This is a genomic window from Spirosoma sp. 209, from assembly GCF_002006735.1.
GTDB lineage: Bacteria > Bacteroidota > Bacteroidia > Cytophagales > Spirosomataceae > Spirosoma > Spirosoma sordidisoli.
The window spans coordinates 167,942-185,303 of the sequence record NZ_MVEC01000007.1 but is presented as its reverse complement, the minus strand read 5'-3'; the positions used below and the strand labels follow the sequence as shown (position 1 = coordinate 185,303).

General features: G+C 56.9%; 13 protein-coding genes. 11 read left to right on the top strand and 2 right to left on the bottom strand.

The features are described 5' to 3' along the window. The first annotated feature begins 1 nt into the window (after position 1). The 5 genes from B1C80_RS14380 to B1C80_RS14360 all read left to right on the top strand — a co-directional run bounded on the left by B1C80_RS14380 (position 2) and on the right by B1C80_RS14360 (position 6,627). Positions 2–1,846 carry an ATP-binding protein gene (locus tag B1C80_RS14380; RefSeq protein ID WP_077921872.1) on the top strand — a complete coding sequence of 615 codons (1,845 nt, stop codon included), beginning with the start codon at positions 2–4 and terminating at the stop codon, positions 1,844–1,846. Between the two features lie 42 nt (positions 1,847–1,888). Beyond that, entirely contained in the window at positions 1,889–2,725 is an 837-nt protein-coding gene (locus tag B1C80_RS14375; RefSeq protein WP_077921871.1) for a ThuA domain-containing protein, read from the top strand. A 111-nt stretch (positions 2,726–2,836) separates the two neighbouring features. After that, the gene (locus B1C80_RS14370) at positions 2,837–3,679 is read left to right on the top strand and encodes an SMP-30/gluconolactonase/LRE family protein (RefSeq protein ID WP_236648788.1); all 843 of its coding nucleotides are present in this window, start codon (positions 2,837–2,839) and stop codon (positions 3,677–3,679) included. 105 nt (positions 3,680–3,784) lie between these two features. Then, positions 3,785–5,002, top strand: coding sequence for a plastocyanin/azurin family copper-binding protein (locus B1C80_RS14365; protein ID WP_236648786.1), 1,218 nt, complete (start codon positions 3,785–3,787; stop codon positions 5,000–5,002). A 164-nt stretch (positions 5,003–5,166) separates the two neighbouring features. Further along, positions 5,167–6,627, top strand: coding sequence for a hypothetical protein (locus B1C80_RS14360; protein WP_236648784.1), 1,461 nt, complete (start codon positions 5,167–5,169; stop codon positions 6,625–6,627). A gap of 4 nt (positions 6,628–6,631) precedes the next feature. Here B1C80_RS14360 and B1C80_RS14355 read toward each other — a convergent pair whose 3' ends face one another. Further along, entirely contained in the window at positions 6,632–7,534 is a 903-nt protein-coding gene (locus B1C80_RS14355; protein WP_077921869.1) for a histone deacetylase, read from the bottom strand. Between the two features lie 116 nt (positions 7,535–7,650). Here B1C80_RS14355 and B1C80_RS14350 point away from each other — a divergent pair, with 116 nt between their 5' ends. From B1C80_RS14350 to B1C80_RS14340, 3 genes are all read left to right on the top strand, one after another. After that, positions 7,651–8,400 (top strand): SDR family oxidoreductase, encoded by a 750-nt coding sequence (locus B1C80_RS14350; protein ID WP_077921868.1) that lies wholly within the window; start codon positions 7,651–7,653, stop codon positions 8,398–8,400. Positions 8,401–8,466: 66 nt separating this feature from the next. Next, positions 8,467–8,907: a hypothetical protein gene (locus tag B1C80_RS14345; RefSeq protein ID WP_077921867.1), complete on the top strand. Its 441-nt coding sequence runs from the start codon at positions 8,467–8,469 to the stop codon at positions 8,905–8,907. An 18-nt stretch (positions 8,908–8,925) separates the two neighbouring features. Next, positions 8,926–9,243: a hypothetical protein gene (locus B1C80_RS14340; protein WP_077921866.1), complete on the top strand. Its 318-nt coding sequence runs from the start codon at positions 8,926–8,928 to the stop codon at positions 9,241–9,243. A 353-nt stretch (positions 9,244–9,596) separates the two neighbouring features. Here B1C80_RS14340 and B1C80_RS14335 read toward each other — a convergent pair whose 3' ends face one another. Next, entirely contained in the window at positions 9,597–10,346 is a 750-nt protein-coding gene (locus B1C80_RS14335) for a ferritin-like domain-containing protein (protein WP_077921865.1), read from the bottom strand. A 343-nt stretch (positions 10,347–10,689) separates the two neighbouring features. On the opposite strand from B1C80_RS14335, the gene B1C80_RS14330 reads away from it, so the two are divergent. From B1C80_RS14330 to B1C80_RS14315, 3 genes are all read left to right on the top strand, one after another. Beyond that, a complete protein-coding gene (locus B1C80_RS14330; protein ID WP_077921864.1) occupies positions 10,690–11,925 on the top strand; it encodes a sorbosone dehydrogenase family protein in 1,236 nt (411 codons plus the stop codon). Positions 11,926–12,762: 837 nt separating this feature from the next. Further along, the gene (locus tag B1C80_RS14320) at positions 12,763–13,506 is read left to right on the top strand and encodes a response regulator (protein WP_077921862.1); all 744 of its coding nucleotides are present in this window, start codon (positions 12,763–12,765) and stop codon (positions 13,504–13,506) included. A 69-nt stretch (positions 13,507–13,575) separates the two neighbouring features. Next, entirely contained in the window at positions 13,576–17,352 is a 3,777-nt protein-coding gene (locus B1C80_RS14315) for a PAS domain S-box protein (protein WP_077921861.1), read from the top strand. Positions 17,353–17,362: the final 10 nt, after the last annotated feature.

The following is a 17,362-nucleotide window of genomic DNA, read 5'->3' as shown; positions in this document are numbered from 1 at the left end:
CATGACCATCAAAGCAAAAATATCGGCTGCGCTGGCGTTCCTCTTCGCCATTATCCTGCTCATGGGCGGGTTGGGAGCCTATTACCTCAACCAGCTGTCTGACGATTCGCAGGCCATTTTGCAGGACAACTACATCTCGCTCGAATACGTAGGCGATATGCAGCGGGCGCTGGCCGATCTTCGGGAGCAGGCCAGCGTACCCGCCAGCGAACGAACCGCCCAGCCCGCCAACGCGCTGAAAGAGTTTGAGATGAACCTACGCCTGCAGGAAGCCAACGTGACCGAAGCCGGCGAACAGTCGCCAACGAGTGCGTTGCGCCGTGAGTTCGACCGGCTCCGGCGCGACCCCACCAGCGCCGACGTGATCCGGCGGATGGAGCAGGCCTTGTTCCGGGTCGATGAGGTCAACCGGCAGGCCATCGTGCGCAAGAATGAAATCGCGAAGCAAACGGCTAAAGACGCCCTGCTCTGGATGGCAGCCGTGGGTACGTTCTGTTTCCTGATTGTTTTTTCGTTCATCATCAACTTCCCCGGCTATATCGCCAACCCCCTGCGCGAGCTGACGCACGGTATCCGGCAGATTGCCAGCCGTAACTTTGAAGAACGGCTCCATTTCAAGTCCAGCGATGAGTTTGGCGAACTGGCCCGGTCGTTCAACTCGATGGCGCATAAGCTGGACGAATACGAACACTCGAACCTGGCGCGGGTGCTGTTCGAAAAGCGACGCATCGACACGCTTATTCAGATTATGAACGAAGGCATTATTGGCCTTGACGAAAACCGGCGTATTCTTTTTACCAACCCCGTTGCCTGTCGCCTGCTGGGCCTGACCGAAGCGCAGCTGAAAGGCCGCTACGCCCCCGATGTAGCCACCTCGAACGACCTCATGCGTACGCTGATCCGGGATGTCATGGACCCGCCGGTACCCGAACCGACCGCCGAACCAGCCGACCCGGACCGGCCAGCGCTGCTGAAGATCTATGACAACGGCAAGGAGAGCTACTTCAACAAACGCACCCATACCGTTTCGGTGACGCGCACCGGCGAAGAGCAGTCGCAACTGGCCGGCTACGTCATTGTGCTCGAAAATATTACCTCCTACAAAGAACTCGATCTGGCCAAAACCAACTTCATCGCTACGGTTTCGCACGAACTGAAAACCCCGCTGTCCAGCATCAAGATGAGCCTGAAGCTACTGGACGACACCCGTATTGGTCCGCTCAACGACGAACAGCGCGACCTGATCGGCAACGTCCGGGCCGACGCCGACCGGCTGCTGAACCTGACCGGCGAACTGCTGAACATGGCCCAGGTCGAATCAGGGCAGATTCAGCTGAATCTGCAACCGGTAGCTCCGGCCGATATTATCCAGTATGCGGTGAATGCCCTGCGGGTAGCCGCCGACGACAAGCAGATTTCGCTGAACGTGTCGCTGCCCGACCCGCTCCCGGCCGTGCTGGCCGATCCGGACAAGGCGTCGTGGGTACTGATCAACTTTCTGTCGAACGCCATCCGGCACAGCCCGTCGGAGAGTTCGATCGAGATCGCAGCCCGCCAAGCGGACACCTTCGTTGATGTTCGGGTTCGGGATTACGGAACCGGAATCCGGCCCGAGCACCAGAGCCGGGTATTTGACCGGTACTTCAAGGCGCCGGGTCTCGCTGGCACCAGCCGAGCCGGGACCGATAGCAAAACCACCGGCGGCACTGGTCTCGGGCTGGCGATATCGAGCGAATTTATCCGAAGCATGAACGGGCAGATCGGCCTCGACACGACCGTTACGGACGGGGCGGCTTTCTTTTTTCGGCTTCCAGTCAGCCAGGCCCTCCCCTACACGCGTAGATAACCCTACCCCCGGTCCTTATAGGTTCATCAACCCATCTCACCGATGAATCGAATCTGCAGAACAGGCGGTATACTCCTCCTGCTAGGCGTACTCAGCCTGGGGCCGGTCTGGTGCCAGTCCGTTACCTGGAAAAAAGTCAGGGTCCTGGTTTACACCAAAAACGGCAAGGGATACGTACACGACAACATCCCCAACGCCGTTGCCTGCATCCGGACACTCGGCCAGCAACACGGGTTTGCGGTCGACGTCGCCGACCAGCCCGACGTGTTTACGGAAGCGAATCTGAAACAATACACCCTGCTTCTTTTTGCCAGCACCAACAACGACGTGTTCGATACCGACCAGCAACGCCTGACGTTCCGACGCTACATCGAAGCCGGTGGGGGCTTTGTCGGTATTCATTCCGTGATGGGCACCGAGCGGAACTGGAGCTGGTTCAAGCGAATGATTGGCGGCACGTTTGCCTGGCATCCGCGGTTTCAGCCGTTTACGGTCGAGGTTCTCGACACCCGGCACCCGTCCATGCAGGGCCTGCCCAAACGGTGGCAGAAGGAAGATGAATTTTATTTCACCAAAGAGATGTCGCCCGGCCCCACGGTGATTATGGCGAGCGATATGACCACGCTGAAGCCGGACGAACCCGAAAAGATAAAGACCTTCGGCGGCTCCTATACCCAGCTTTATCCGTCGGCCTGGTACTACCATTTCGACGGCGGGTACACCTGGTGTACGACCCTCGGCCACGCCAAAACGGATTACCTGACCGATGAACTGTTCATCAAACACATCTTCCAGGGCATCCGTTATGTGGCAGGTCAGGTGACTCGAATCGACTTCAGCAAAGCGTATGCCGACAACCGCGATTCGCCAATCCGGTAAGTTTTTACAAACATCAATTCCCTTTCTTCCATGAACAATTCCCTCTGGCCCGGATTTATACTAGCATTGTCTCTGACCACATCAGGGCCTTTATTTAGCCAGTCGACGCCTATGACCCAGACCGAAGCCAGCTCAATTGTGGCACCCAATGCCACCCTTCAGAAGCTATCGAGCCAGTTCAAGTTTACCGAAGGCCCCGCCGTAAACCAGGCAGGGGTGGTTTACTTTACCGACCAGCCTAATGATAAAATATGGACCTACAACCCAGACGGAACGTTTTCTCTCTTCATGGATAAGACGGGGCGCTCGAACGGGATGTACTTCGACCGGCAGGGCAACCTGATCACCTGCGCCGACGAAAAAAACGAGTTGTGGTCGATCGGCCCCGACAAAAAAGTTACGGTCCTGCTGGCCGACTTCAACGGCCATCGCTTCAACGGCCCCAACGACCTGTGGATCGACCCGAAAGGCGGCATTTATTTTACCGACCCCTACTACCAGCGCGACTACTGGGAGCGGAAAAAGCCGGAGCTGGACGGTGAAAAAGTGTATTACCTGCCCAAAGGGGCCCGGCAGGCTATTCTGGTAGACAGTGACCTCAAACAGCCCAATGGTATCATAGGCACGCCCGACGGGAAAGTCCTGTACGTGGCCGACATCCGTGATAATAAAACCTACCGGTACGACATCCAGGCCGATGGCATGCTCAAAAACCGACAGCTCTACGTCAGCCAGGGCTCGGACGGCATGACGCTGGATAACAAAGGGAATCTGTACCTGACGGGCAAAGGCGTGACAGTATACGGTCCTGACCGATCGAAACTGATGACCATTCCGGTACCGGCCGGCTGGGTCGGCAACATCTGCTTCGCCGGTAAGAACAACGACATGCTCTTCATCACCGCGTCGGAGTCGGTCTATACGCTTCAGATGCAGGTCAGGGGCGCCCGGTAAGCCAGGGCGCTACTCCCGGTGGAGTACAGCCGGTGTCATTTATTTCAGGGAGTGAACGAAGTAACCAGAAGTAGGCCGAAGGCGGTGAACCGCTTTTAGGCCCGTATGCGTTACGAGTTTATGCACCTCATTCTTTCCCGGCTACGGGCTTCTCTGCTGGCATGGCTACCTCTCGGCATCAGTCCGGTACTGGCTCAGCAGAAGGTAGATACCACCATTACGCTCAAGTCCATTGCGGGCCTGCAATACGATCAGCCCCGGCTGGTACTGAAGCCCAAAACCCGGCTTCGGCTCGTGCTGGAAAACTACGATGACATGGCCCACAACCTCGTTGTCACCCGCCCCAACGCCCGGGTCCGGGTGGTCGACGCGGCCCTGCGTATGGGGGCCGAGGGTGCCAGTCGCCATTACGTTCCCGACATGCCGGAGGTGCTGGCCCATACCCGCGAGGTAGAGCCGGGCCGGGCCGATACCTTGTTACTAACGGTCGACGAGGGCGCTTTCCCCTACGTGTGTACCTATCCCGGCCACGGCTATGTGATGTACGGCATCCTGTACGGCACCCGCGATCCCAAACGGCTTCCCCCGCCCGAAGCCGACCCGTACTTACCCAAACGGGGTAGCACTGCCGACCATGCCGGTCATCACCAACCCTCGGGCCACCCCTACGAGGTCACCCTACCGGCCGTTTATCGCACGTTCATGCCCGACTGTGGCCCGGCGGCTATTGCGGTCGGCATGCCCGGCCTGGCCGGTGGACCCGTTCAGTCTTACTGCTTCGACGCCGGCATTTGCCAGCTGCGCTACGCCTGGTCGGGCGGTTTCGTCGACAATGCCGATCAGTGGGATGGCAAGGGGCAGAAGCTTACCAAACTCGTCGGGGATATCTATTACGTAGCCAGCTCGCCCGGGCGGGCCTCTACCGCGGGCCTGACCGTGAGCACTACTACTAAGCCAGGATCGGCACCCGCGCCCAGCCCGGCCGGATTGGTTTTCCCGCTTCGGATCGGGAACAAACCGGCCGGTCACTCGCCGGTGGTTCAGTTTCGGGGCTACCGGCTTATCAACCGATACCCGGAGTTTCAGTACGTCGTTGACGGGGTTACCGTACGCGAGCTGATCAAACCGCTCCCCGGCGGGCGGGGACTGGTCCGGCAGTTCTCCATCGACAGTGCCAAACAGCCCGTCACCTTCCTGGCCGACGAGCAACCGGGCCTGGCTTATCGCGCTACCCGGGCCGGGAAGACCGCTGCCCTACGCAACGGCCAGCTGCTTCTGCCCGCCGGTACCCGCCAGTTCACCATTTTCATGACCGTTCAGTAATGCGCTTTTCTCTCCTATACCTCCTCTCCGCACTGGCCACCACGATGGGGCTACTCCTCTGGTCACCCTGGTCCGTGTGGTCACCATGGTCCGTGCGGTCACCGTGGTCCGTGGGGACACGGACCACGGTGACCGGGATCGGAGCGCCGACCGAACGGACCACGGTGATTAAGAGTAGACGAACCGCGAAAATCAAAACCCGCGGGCTGGCTACGGCCGACACAATTACCGATTATTACAGCGTCGAAACGGTGCCGACCCCGCCGGGTCTGGTGGCCGAAACGGGCGGACTGGCGTTTATGCCCGACGGTCGGCTGGCGGTTTGTTTCCACCGGGGCGAGGTGATGCTGTACAACCCCAAAACCAAACAGTGGAAATTATTTGCCGAAGGACTGCACGATCCGCTGGGGGTCATAGCCGTCAGCAATACCGAACTGCTGATCGTACATCGGCCCGAGCTGACCCGGATCAAAGACACCAACAACGACGGTGTAGCTGACGTGTACGAAACCGTTATCGATCAGTTCGGCATGTCGGGCAATTACCACGAGTACGCCTTCGGGCCCGTGCGCGACCGGCAGGGCAACCTCTACATCAGCCTCAACGCAGCCTCCAACGGGGCCGGTATCCGCGACGAGGTGCGGGGTACGTATGACCCGCTGGGTCGGCCCGGGCGCATGTATGCCTGTGTGCCCTACCGGGGCTGGGTACTGAAGCAGACGCCAGCCGGGCAGGTTATTCCGTACGCCCTTGGTTTCCGGTCGCCCAACGGCATTGGCTTCGACGGGGCCGGACGACTCTTCGTCACCGACAACCAGGGCGACTGGCTGGGTACCAGCAAACTCTACCACGTTGAGCCCGGCAAGTTCTACGGCCATCCGTCCAGCCTGGTCTGGAAAAAAGACTTTCCCGACATCGACCCGCTGACCCTTCCGGCCCAGACCCTCGACAGTATGCGGACGAAAGAGGTGGTTGCGTTTCCGCATCAGCGCATGGCGCATTCGCCCACCCAGATCGTACCCGACCTGACCCGCGGAAAGTTTGGTCCCTTTGGAGGCCAGCTGTTCATCGGCGAGATGGATTTTTCGCGCCTGCTGCGGGTTATGTTCGATACCGTTGGCGGTCAGTTACAGGGAGCCTGCATCCCGTTTTTCGACAAAGCGGGGCTGAAGATCGGCAACAACCGCATGGCATTTGCGCCCGACGGTTCGCTCTGGCTCGGCATGACAGACCACGGCTGGGTCGGCGACCGGGGCCTGCAGGTCGTCCGCTACAAAGGCGGCACTCCGCTGGATGTAACAGCCATGCACCTGACCGCCACCGGCTTCGACCTGACCTTCACCCAGCCCCTCGACGACGCCACGGCCCGCAGCCTGACCAACTACGCCTGCCGCCGTTATTACTACAAATACCACCGCGAATACGGCTCGCCCGAGACCGACAAACAGCCCGTGGCCATTACAGCCGCCCGGCTCTCGCCCGACCGCCGAACCGTGTCGCTGACGGTCGACAAGCTCGTGCCGGGTTACATGTATGAGTTTACCCTCGGCGACCTGCGCGCGGGTAACGGCACAAAAAAAGTGGCCAACCGGCTGGTGTGCTATACCCTGAACCGGCTCCGGTAAAGTGTTAGAAAAACAGGTCGCTGGCCGTGCGGAAGGTGTTGCAGTGAGCCTCGACAATGTCGGTCAGGCGGGGCGAATACCCTCCCCCCATCGACGCTACGATGGGCAGACCGTGCTGAATCGCCTGCTCGAATACGAACCGGTCGCGCTGCCGACACCCCTCCCGGCTTACCCCCAGCTTGCCCAGCCGGTCTGACTCCAGGATGTCGACTCCCGACACGAAAAACAGAAAATCGGGCTGAACGCGCTTCAGTAGGCCGGGCAGGGTATCGTAGAGCGTGTTCAGATACAGTTCATCGGCGGTACCGGTGGGCAGCTCAATGTCCAGATCTGACTGCTCCTTGCGAAGGGGGTAATTGTCCTTGCCGTGCATGCTGAAGGTAAACACGCGCGGCTCCTGCCGAAACATAACCGCCGTGCCGTTACCCTGGTGAACGTCCAGATCAATTACCAGGATCTGCCGGGCCTGACCGGTCTCGAGCAGGTAGTGGGCCGCCACCCCCACATCGTTGAGCATACAGAAGCCTTCGCCCCGGTCGGGGTAGGCATGATGGGTTCCGCCCGCTACGTTCATGGCCACCCCGTCCTGTCTGGCCCGCTGGGTACAGTCGATGGTGCCCTGGGTAATGATCCATTCGCGGTGGATGAGCTCGGGCGTAAGCGGGAATCCGATCCGACGTACCATGCGCGGATCGACGGTCAGCGACTGCAGCGCCTGCACGTAGTCGGGCGTGTGTACGCCCAGCACCCAGCGGTTGTCAACGGGCTCCGGGCCGAAGAAATTAGCCTCGGTACAGGTGCCTTCGTAGAGCAGCTGTTCGTGAATCAATTCGTACTTGAGCATCGGGAACCGATGGCCTTCGGGCAACCGGAGCCGATACACCGGAGAGAACGCAATCTGAAGCATTGGGGGGCGGCCTGTAGCTGGCCCGTTCGATAAGGATACGCTCAAGTTAACCCGCGGGTGATGGCTTGTGTTCGGTTAACGTGTAGTTTGCCTGTTCATACGCTTTATTCTCAATCATGAAAACTGCCATCATCACCGGCGGGGGCCAGGGCATAGGCCGGGTAACAACCCAATACCTCCTCACACACGGCTACCGCGTTGCTATCTGGGAAGCTGACACTGACGCACTTGCCGAACTCCGCGAAGCGTTCAAAGCCTCTACCAGCCAGATCCTGTTCGTCTCCTGCGACGTCTCCAGCGAAATCAACGTCAAGAAAGCGGCCGACCAGACCATCAGTCACTTTGGCCAGATCGATGCGCTGATCAACAATGCCGCGCAGATGATCGAAAAACCAATCGATAAGCTAACCCTCGACGAGTGGAACCGCGTGATCGGCACCAACCTGACCGGCGCTTTTCTGTGTACCAAACATACGGCTCCCTACATTGCGGCCCAGAAAGGCTGTATTATCAACATCGGCTCGACCCGGGCTTTCCAGTCGGAACCCGACACGTTTGCCTACTCGGCCAGCAAAGGCGGTATTCTGTCGCTGACCCATTCGCTGGCGGTTAGCCTCGGCCCCGACATCCGGGTCAATGCCATCAGCCCCGGCTGGATCGACGTATCCAACCTGCGCAAGAAAGCCAAAGCGAAAGCCGACGATCTGCGGCCCGAAGATCATGCCCAGCACCCGGCCGGGCGTGTAGGGCAGGCCGACGATATTGCCCGCATGATCCTGTTCCTGATCGCGCCGGAAAACAGTTTCATTACCGGACAAAACTTTACGGTCGATGGTGGTATGACCAAAAAGATGATCTACATCTAATCCATGGGTAAACATCAGATGCATTTGTCCGGTTTTAAGAGATAAAACGTCATATTTTCATCACTCATGAACATCGAACTTACTACCCTCTCGGAAACAGCGCCCCTCGAAGTGCTCGACCTGGAGGTGACGACACGACCGGTAGCCGGGCGCTCCTCGCTGCTCGTTCGACTTCTGTGTCGCCGGGGATTGCAGGATAACCACCTGAAAATGCCTCCTTTGTCGTGGTTCGATGCCAGCCAGCTACAGCGTTTTTCGCAGGAGCTGGCTGCGGCAGAGTACCCCGATACGGTAGCAACCACCCTGGTCGATGCCGGTATTCAGCTCACAGGTTCGGTACGTCGGGTAGCTGGTCGCTGGACGTCGGGCCGAACCATTCGGATCGAACCGTTGCCTAACTCGGCACACCGGTTTACGCCGTTTACCATCCACGCGTCGCACCTCGACGTCCGGACGTATTCGCGTAAACTGTACAACCGTTTGTGGGAGGTATTTACGCGCGGTTAACCACTAAACTCAACACCCATGGAAAACGTAAATCAGGACGCCATGCTCAACGAGCAGTCCAAGACCTACACGCCCGACACCGGCGGTCTCATGCAGACCCCCGACCAGAGCGAGATGATGAATGAAGAGTACAACCCGACCGATCTGTCGGGCGATGCCCATCACGCGCCCACAACGCCCACCGATGAGCAGGATGCCGCCACGATAAACGACGGGTCCGGCATGGCCTCGGGCAGCCCTAACATGGAGCCTGACCGCAGCAGCAACTTCGGGAATGGCGATACGATGGGCAACAACGACGGCACCGAGCCCGACCCGGAGCTACCCAGCCGGTAAGTACTCGGTAGTGATTAATCAGGAAAGCGTTTTATAGCTTTCATCAGCTAGCTTTTCCCTTCACCCTGAGAGCTTATTCAGGAAAGGGTGGTCAAGAAGGTAAAGTCTCTTGAATAGACCGTATTTTACACCCCTCCCGCTCCCTGAACGGGTATTCGGCGATACCAACTCCCCGTTCAGGAAGCTGGGGGTGAAAAAGGCCCTCCCTTTGAGCCGACTAAAGTCAGCAAGTACCATCCCCAAACAAACACTTCAGTATAGGCGAGGCAAGTTTGAAGCTGAACCACGAAGGGTCACAAAACAGCAGCGGGCTTCCTGATCAGGAAGCCCGCTGCTGTTAGGAATAGTCGGGATTATATGCCCATTGTACCGCCCAGAGTGGCATCGTTGCCAGACCGGTACGTGCCTGTCGACCCGGTCGAGCTACCCGACTGCGTGCCGCTGTACGACTCGCCCGACTGGTAGGTCTGGCTGGAACTGTCGCTGTAGCGCGTACCGTCCGGATTTACCACGCTGCCGCTGTATTGATCCCGATCCGGCGAACCCATGTCGCCCGACTCGGAATTAGCGCGGTCGTTGATGAACGATTCGGCCAGCTGGGTCAGTTTTTTGTCCGTGTTTTTTTCTTCATCGAGGGTTTCCTGTAACAGCTGAGCTGCCTGCGAATGCCCCATAATCTGGGCCAGGGTTACAACGGAGCCGTACGATGCGATTTCGTGATGCTCTACTTTCTGAGCGGCCATGATCAAACCGGCGTCGCGGGTGAGCGAGCCTGAATGGGTATTTGACACCACCATCCGGGCGTCTTCGGCCAGTCCGTCGATAGCCGCGCACGATCCTTCTTCTACGTCGACGTTGAGGCTTTGAAATACCTGCTCCAGCCGGGCGATCTGGTTACGGCTTTCCTGCTGGTGTTGCAGAAAAGCGTTCCGCACTTCGTCGGTCGTAGCCGCATCGGCCTGTTCACCGAGGGCGTCGACGGCCTGTTTCTCAGCATAGTAAATATTCCTGAGCTCGGTTACGAACAAGCCATGCAGGCCCTCCTGGGTTTCCGTGTCATTACCACTGAAAAAATTTGCGATGCGTTCTCCAAACGTTGCCATAGCGTAAAACAGTTTGAGGTTAGTTAGTTTGTGTTGCTGCTCTGGTTACCAAAACTGTGCCATCTGCTGATACTGTGCGTTTTACACATTTCCGCGAATAAGTTGTGTTTATTATTTTCTACAATTATTGTAGAGTAATCGAACATATCCCCTCCCCACCCGCCAAATAGGCTTCCCAGATCGGCACAAACCGGCAGCAAACGCTGTAAGGCCCGGCCAGGAAGCAGGGCCTGACCGACCGGGTCCGTTTGATCGTATACCCGATCCGTTCACAACTTGTAGTTCTATTACTAGTTATCCTGTAGATTATATTCTATTAATTTCTCAACGTTACCAACATCACATGAAACGTAATTTTCACATTTCAGCATTAGTGTGTGCAACGCTGATGGCTGGGTTGATCGCCTGTAACAAAGACGACGTGTATGACGCGTCGATTCCGGAGACCAATGAACAGCCCACTTCAGCGCAGGTAAACGGGAACGTGTTCGAGCCAGCACTGGTCAGCGCCACCGACGAACGGGTTGCCCAATTGAAAGTACCGGCCGGGTTCAGCATCGCCAAATTCGCCGATTCGCTCGGGAAGCCGCGCATGCTGGCCGTGAGCAGCTCGGGAAATGTCTATGTGTCGGACCGTACGGCGGGGACGATCACCCTGCTGAAAGACACCAACGCTGACGGCCGGGCCGACCAGAAACAGGTCGTGGCTACTCTGAAAAGTATTCACGGCCTTACCATCCTCGACAATAGACTGTATGCCGTGGCGATCAAAGAGGTTTACTCCATCCCGATCAACGGCGACGGTACCCTGGGTCAGGCGCAGGTGCTGATCAATAACCTGCCCGACGCCGGGCAACACCCCAACCGTACCATTGGCTTCGGTCCCGACGGGTTTATGTACCTGACCGTCGGCAGCACCTGTAATGCCTGCGCCGAGCCCAACGCCGAACACGCTACCATCCTGCGGGCCAACCCCGACGGCACGAACCGCCGGATCTACGCCAGTGGCCTTCGCAATACCATCGGCTTTGGCTGGCATCCACAAACGAAAGCCCTGTTCGGGTTCGACCACGGCATCGACTGGCTGGGCGATGAACAGCAGAAAGAGGAGCTGAACCAGATCGTAGAGGGCGCCTTTTACGGCTGGCCTTACATCTACGGCGATGGGAATTACAACCCACACCCCCGGCCTATGGGCGATACGACCTATGCTCAGATCCTGGCTAAAACAACCCTGCCCGCTTTGTCGTACGACGCTCACGCAGCTCCGCTGGGGATGGTCTTTTACACCAGTGGCACCGGTGCGGCCAGCGCGTTCCCGGCCGATTATCAGTATGATGCGTTCGTAACCATGCGCGGCTCCTGGAACCGCACTCAACCTTCGGGCTACAAGGTGGTTCGGGCTCATTTCGAAAATGGCAAACCGACCCGTATCGACGACTTCGTAACGGGCTTTCTGGTCGACAATAACCGCGCCCAGTTTGGTCGGCCGGTAGGCATTGCGACTATGCCCGATGGCTCCCTGCTGTTCACGGACGATACCAACGGGGTTTTATACCGGGTCAGCTACCGGCCGTAATCGTTGGCCCTGACTCTGAAAACAGCGGATTATACACGTAAAAAGTCACCCGTAACGTATAAAAGAGACAGAATTTACGGGTGACTTTTATCATGTTCAGCTTCTGGTAAGTCCATAAATTTTTGCCCGACAAAGCGGCAAAGCAGCCTAATTCTGTGTCAAACAAGACAAAATCAACCATTTATTAAATGTTTATAAAATTGACTGATGGTTTATAAAAAACCACAAACCGTTGGATTTTTTGATCTGTTTTTTTTAAATTACTTTACTTACATAAAAGTTATATTATTACATATAGGTCAGAATTGGCCAATTTGATTTAGTGGCTTAAACCCTGCATTCACCCTGACTAATAATTTCAATGAATGTGGAGTAAGCAACTCTAAATCAATTATATACATCAACCTAAAGTTACTCTACCATATCCTGACAAATGTTAACGTATAACTAATCATTCTTGCGGTTATTACTTTCTTTTATTATATACTTCCTATAAATTTGACCCGAAACCTGGCTAACTCAACGTCGACATTAATTAACATCAGACCATTCAATATATACATTATGTATATCTGTCAGGTCACCATCAAATTCGGCGCTCAATCCATCTGTCCGGCTAGATTACTGTTGGAGCTTATATATACAGCCTCTCCCGCTCCCGGTGCTTTTGCCGCTTAATCGTTCGCCTTAGTCTGTACGCAGACCAGGTGCCTTACTCAACGTATTTCTTGCCGACCAGCAGGTCAGTCCCATCAGGGCTCTGGCTGTATACCTGTAGGCCTTGCATAGCCAGGCAGGCTGAACGTTTTTTCATTGTGTACCCAACTATCCATCCCTATGCCAACCGAAATATTAGTTATTGAAGACGCAGCCCAGATCCGGGAGAATCTGGTCGAACTCCTTCAGCTCAGTGGCTATAACGTGCAGACAGCCCCCGATGGCATAAACGGCCTTCATAAAGCCCGGGAAGTAAAGCCAGATCTGATTCTGTGCGATATTATGATGCCCGACATGGATGGCCATCAGGTGTTGACCACCATTCGCAACTACCCCGACCTGGCCCATGTTCCGTTTATTTTCCTGACGGCCAAAGCCGATATGGTAGACCTTCGCCAGGGCATGGGGCTGGGAGCCGATGATTACCTGACCAAACCCTTCCTGAGCAGCGACCTGCTGACGGCGATTGCCAGTCGGCTCAAACGGTGTCAGCAGCAACGGGTAAGCCGCCCCCCGAAATCGGGCTATCTTACCAGCCTCTCGGGTCACGATGCCAAAGGCAACATAATGCTGACGGTGCCCGACTGCCTGTATTTCTACGTGCAGCTCCGGAGTACCTACGTCTGGCACAAGGCCGGCCTTTTCCAGCTCAATAAAACGCTGGACATGCTGACGGCCGCCCTCGATCCACACGAGTTTTTTCGGGTTAACCGCCACGTTATCCTGCATCGAAAAACCATTCAGCAATACGCCTACTGGGAAAAAGGCAAATACTGCCTCTACCTGACGATCAACGGCCAGCAACACCAGGTAATCTTACCCAAGGCCCGTTACAGCGCATTCAGAAACTGGCTGTCCACCTAACCGTAGCGGAGAAACGCCGTAGTCCAACGGGTATCCATGCGTTCATCTATCCACTTCACTTGATTTATAATGGAGCAATTTTTCCAGACCTGGTTCAATACATCAGTACAGGGGGTAGCTTTTCTGATTCCGGTCCGAAACCGACAAAAAGAACTATGCGATTTCCGATACCGGCTGGTCAATCCAGCCTTCGCCCGGCTGCTGGGGCAAACCACCGAGTCGCTTACCGAGCAGTTTGTTAACCAGGTGCCCTGTCCGGTACTGCCTGAGCTGTTCGCCCGCATGGTCACCGTAACGCAAACGGGCGAGCCGCAGCAACTGATTCAGGAATACACCTTACAGGGTCAGTCGGTCTGGTATGACATCAGCCTGGCCCGGCTCGACGATCGGCTTATGATCAGCCTCACCGACGTCAGTGCCCAGCAGCAATCGGCGGCTGCCCTGCAGCATCGGCTGGCTATGGAGTCGATCCTGTCTACCATTTCGAGCCGGTTTATTACCGTACAGGCCGACACCGTCGACGCCTGCATGACCGAAGCGCTGGGCCTGATTGGTACGCACATTGGCGCTGAGCGAGCCTCGGTATTTCTCTTCTCAGACGATTTTCAGCAGGGCAGCTGCCTGTACGAATGGTGCGCCCCCCACATAGCGCCCCGAAAAGAGCGGGTCAACATCAGACCGGCCAGCTGTTTCGACTGGACCCGGCCCCAGCTGGAGAACGGCCAGATCATCCGGCTACGCGCCGATGAACTACCGGAAGAAGCCGTTGCCGAAAGAGCATTTTTCTCGTTTCTCTCGGTGAAATCCATACTGGCCGTTCCGTTCCTGCAGGACCAGCGGGTTCGGGGGTTCGTTGGCTTTTATACCATCACCACCCAACCCAGCTGGGAGCAGCACGATCTGTCTTTGCTGAAAACGTTTGCTACCCAGGTGGCCAATGTGCGGCAGCGCCTGCAGCATGAGTCAGCCCTCAGGCGTACCTACCAGCGGCTGGAAGGGCTGCACGACATCGACCAGGCGCTGCTCGGCTACCGGCTGAACGATCAGTCGCCCTTGCTGATTGCCATGAAGTACCTGCATTTCATGGTGCCCTGCGAACGCATATCGGTCTTTCAGCTTCACGACGACACCCGCCAGGTTACCGCCCGATGCCGCATCGTTGACGGTGATCTGATCCTGAACCCCGACACCGACATACCGCCCGGCACCTTCTACGAGCAGTTCCTCGCCATCCGGCAAACGATCCATATTCCAGACCTTCAGCCCGATTCCGACGAGCTTCCGCCCGCGCTGAACGTGTATGAGCGGGGGTTCCGCTCGCTGCTCATCATCCCGCTGTACTGCCGGAACAAGTGCATCGGTGCCTTTACGCTGACGTCGACAAAACCCGGCTTTTTTAACGAAGAGTACCGGACCATTGCGCAGGAGCTGGCCAGTCCGGTCGCGCTGGTCCTCTACCAGCAACAGCTGGACGACCAGCTCAGGCACCATACCGAACAGCTGGAGCAGCGCGTTCAGGAACGCACACAGGAGATCCGGCAGCTCTCGACCCTGCACGAAGCCATACTCAAACATGCCGGTCATGCCATTATCTCAACCGATGTGAACGGGGTTATTCTGACGGCTAACCAGGCTACCACCCACCTGCTCGGCTACGAACCCGGTGAACTCGTCGGTCTGGTAGCCCGTATCGTGCCGGGGCCGCCCGACAATCCCGTTCCGCACATTGCCCATTATCCACCTGATTCCGTCTTCCCAACATCCGATATCTTCAACGATGCCTTTGCCTCGCAGGGGTATTACTATGGGGAGTGTGTGGTGGTGGGTAAAAACGGCAGGCAGGTACCCATCCTGGCAACGATCAGCACCCTGCAGGATGAAGCGGGCACGCTGATCGGTTTCGTCAGTATCTCTACGGATATATCGGTGCAGAAAGCCGTTGAGGCCGAACTGAAACGAACCAATCAGGCCGTAAAAGCCATCTTCGACGAATCGATCGACCTGCACTGTACAACCGATCTGGTCGGCAACCTGCTTACTATTAACCGGTCCTGGGCACTTACCCTCGGCTTTTCGGCCAGCGAACCGGGAGCCGTACCGTTCTGGGCATCGGTTGACCCAAGCGAGCAGGAAACCGTTCGGCAGGCCTTTCTGAGCGTCGTTGACGGCCAGCCGCTGCGGAACCAGATCAACCAGTTTCGCAAAAAAGACGGCACGTTCTGCGTGCTGGAATGGAACGCCGTCAAGATCGATCACCTCATCTGTGCATCGGCCCGCGACATAACCGAACGGCAACAGAACGAAAGTCAGCTGCGCAGCCTGAACCAGCGGCTTCAGCTGGCTACTGAGGCCGCTGAACAAGGCATCTGGGAGATCGATATGGTCGAAAACCGCATGTTCTGGGACGATCGGGTCTGGGAAATATACGGGCTGTCGCCCCACTCCGAATCTTTGAACTTCCAGACCTTCCTGAATTTGATTCACCCCGAAGACCTGCCGGCCTTTATGGAGCGCTATCACCGGGACATGCACGGGAATACCTTCCAGAACATAACCCGGGTAATTCGCCCCGACGGTGTCATTCGCTGGGTACGGTCTATCGGCAAGCTGATCCGGGACCATCAGGGCACCGTTGTCCGGCAGATCGGCGTTCTCTGGGACGTAACGGAGCAGGAAGAAGCCGAACAGGCCCTGCTCGAGAGCGAACAGCGCTTCCGCGAAATTGCCGAAAACGTAGACGAGGTGTACTGGATTCATTCGGCCAGTCCATTCCAGCTGCTGTATCTCAACCCGGCCTATGAGCGGGTCTGGGGTACCCACTCGAACCATTCGCTCCGCCGACCGTTTTCCTTCCTCAATCCGGTCCTGAACGAAGACAAACCCGCCGTTCTGGCCTTCATGAAACAGTACAGAGCCGGTCAGGAGGGCGAGCTTTATTTCCGGCTTCAGGAAACGGCCGGCGCCATCCGCTGGATCCACGTCCGGACCTTTATCATACGCGACGCAACGGGGGCCGCCATTCGTCATATCGGCATTGCCAACGACGTAACCAGCCAGAAGGAAAGAGAACGGGTTTTGCAGCAGGCGCTGCAACAGGAACAGGCCCTGAACGAGCTAAAATCGCAGTTCGTCTCTACGGCATCGCACGAGTTCCGTACGCCCCTGGCTACGATTCAGTCCAGCGTCGACCTGATCAAGCTGTATATGGAGCTTCCGCTGGATAACGCCCGGGCCTCGGTTCAGCGCCACCTGTCCGTTATCGAAAAAGAGATCGACCAGTTCAACACGCTGCTCTCTGACATGCTGACCATTGGCGCGATCGAATCGGGAAAAGTAAGCTTTAAACCGCGCTGGGTCGATGTCGTGGCTCTATGTGAAGAAATCATAGCCACGCATTTTAACGCCCGGCCCGATCAGCGCAGGGTTCAGCTGGTGGTAGCGGCTTCTCCCCGCCCCGTCTATCTGGACGCCAAGCTGATCAGTCATGTGGTGGTTAACCTGCTCTCGAATGCGTTTAAGTTCTCGTCCAGCCATCCGCAGCTGCACCTCTGCTTCACCGATACGACCCTGGTCATACAGATCATCGACGAGGGAATTGGGATACCAGCCGCTGAGCAGGCCACCGTTTTTCAGGCTTTTTTCCGGGCCAGCAACACCGCCGGCATCCCCGGTACCGGGCTGGGACTAGTCATCTCGCGGCAGTTTGTCGAGCTGCACGATGGTCAGCTGACCCTCAGCAGTGAAGAACACAAAGGCACTACCTGTACCATTACCTTACCCATTGCCTGCGCCGAAACCATCCACTCCTCCATCAGACAACCTTTTTCGGGCACCAGCCTCAACTAACCGCTCCGGC

Coding starts and splice junctions, on each gene's coding strand:
- B1C80_RS14380 (WP_077921872.1), top strand. CDS start 2: ATGACCATCAAAGCAAAAATATCGGCTGCGCTGGCGTTCCTCTTCGCC.
- B1C80_RS14375 (WP_077921871.1), top strand. CDS start 1,889: ATGAATCGAATCTGCAGAACAGGCGGTATACTCCTCCTGCTAGGCGTA.
- B1C80_RS14370 (WP_236648788.1), top strand. CDS start 2,837: ATGACCCAGACCGAAGCCAGCTCAATTGTGGCACCCAATGCCACCCTT.
- B1C80_RS14365 (WP_236648786.1), top strand. CDS start 3,785: ATGCGTTACGAGTTTATGCACCTCATTCTTTCCCGGCTACGGGCTTCT.
- B1C80_RS14355 (WP_077921869.1), bottom strand. CDS start 7,534: ATGCTTCAGATTGCGTTCTCTCCGGTGTATCGGCTCCGGTTGCCCGAA.
- B1C80_RS14350 (WP_077921868.1), top strand. CDS start 7,651: ATGAAAACTGCCATCATCACCGGCGGGGGCCAGGGCATAGGCCGGGTA.
- B1C80_RS14345 (WP_077921867.1), top strand. CDS start 8,467: ATGAACATCGAACTTACTACCCTCTCGGAAACAGCGCCCCTCGAAGTG.
- B1C80_RS14340 (WP_077921866.1), top strand. CDS start 8,926: ATGGAAAACGTAAATCAGGACGCCATGCTCAACGAGCAGTCCAAGACC.
- B1C80_RS14335 (WP_077921865.1), bottom strand. CDS start 10,346: ATGGCAACGTTTGGAGAACGCATCGCAAATTTTTTCAGTGGTAATGAC.
- B1C80_RS14330 (WP_077921864.1), top strand. CDS start 10,690: ATGAAACGTAATTTTCACATTTCAGCATTAGTGTGTGCAACGCTGATG.
- B1C80_RS14320 (WP_077921862.1), top strand. CDS start 12,763: ATGCCAACCGAAATATTAGTTATTGAAGACGCAGCCCAGATCCGGGAG.
- B1C80_RS14315 (WP_077921861.1), top strand. CDS start 13,576: ATGGAGCAATTTTTCCAGACCTGGTTCAATACATCAGTACAGGGGGTA.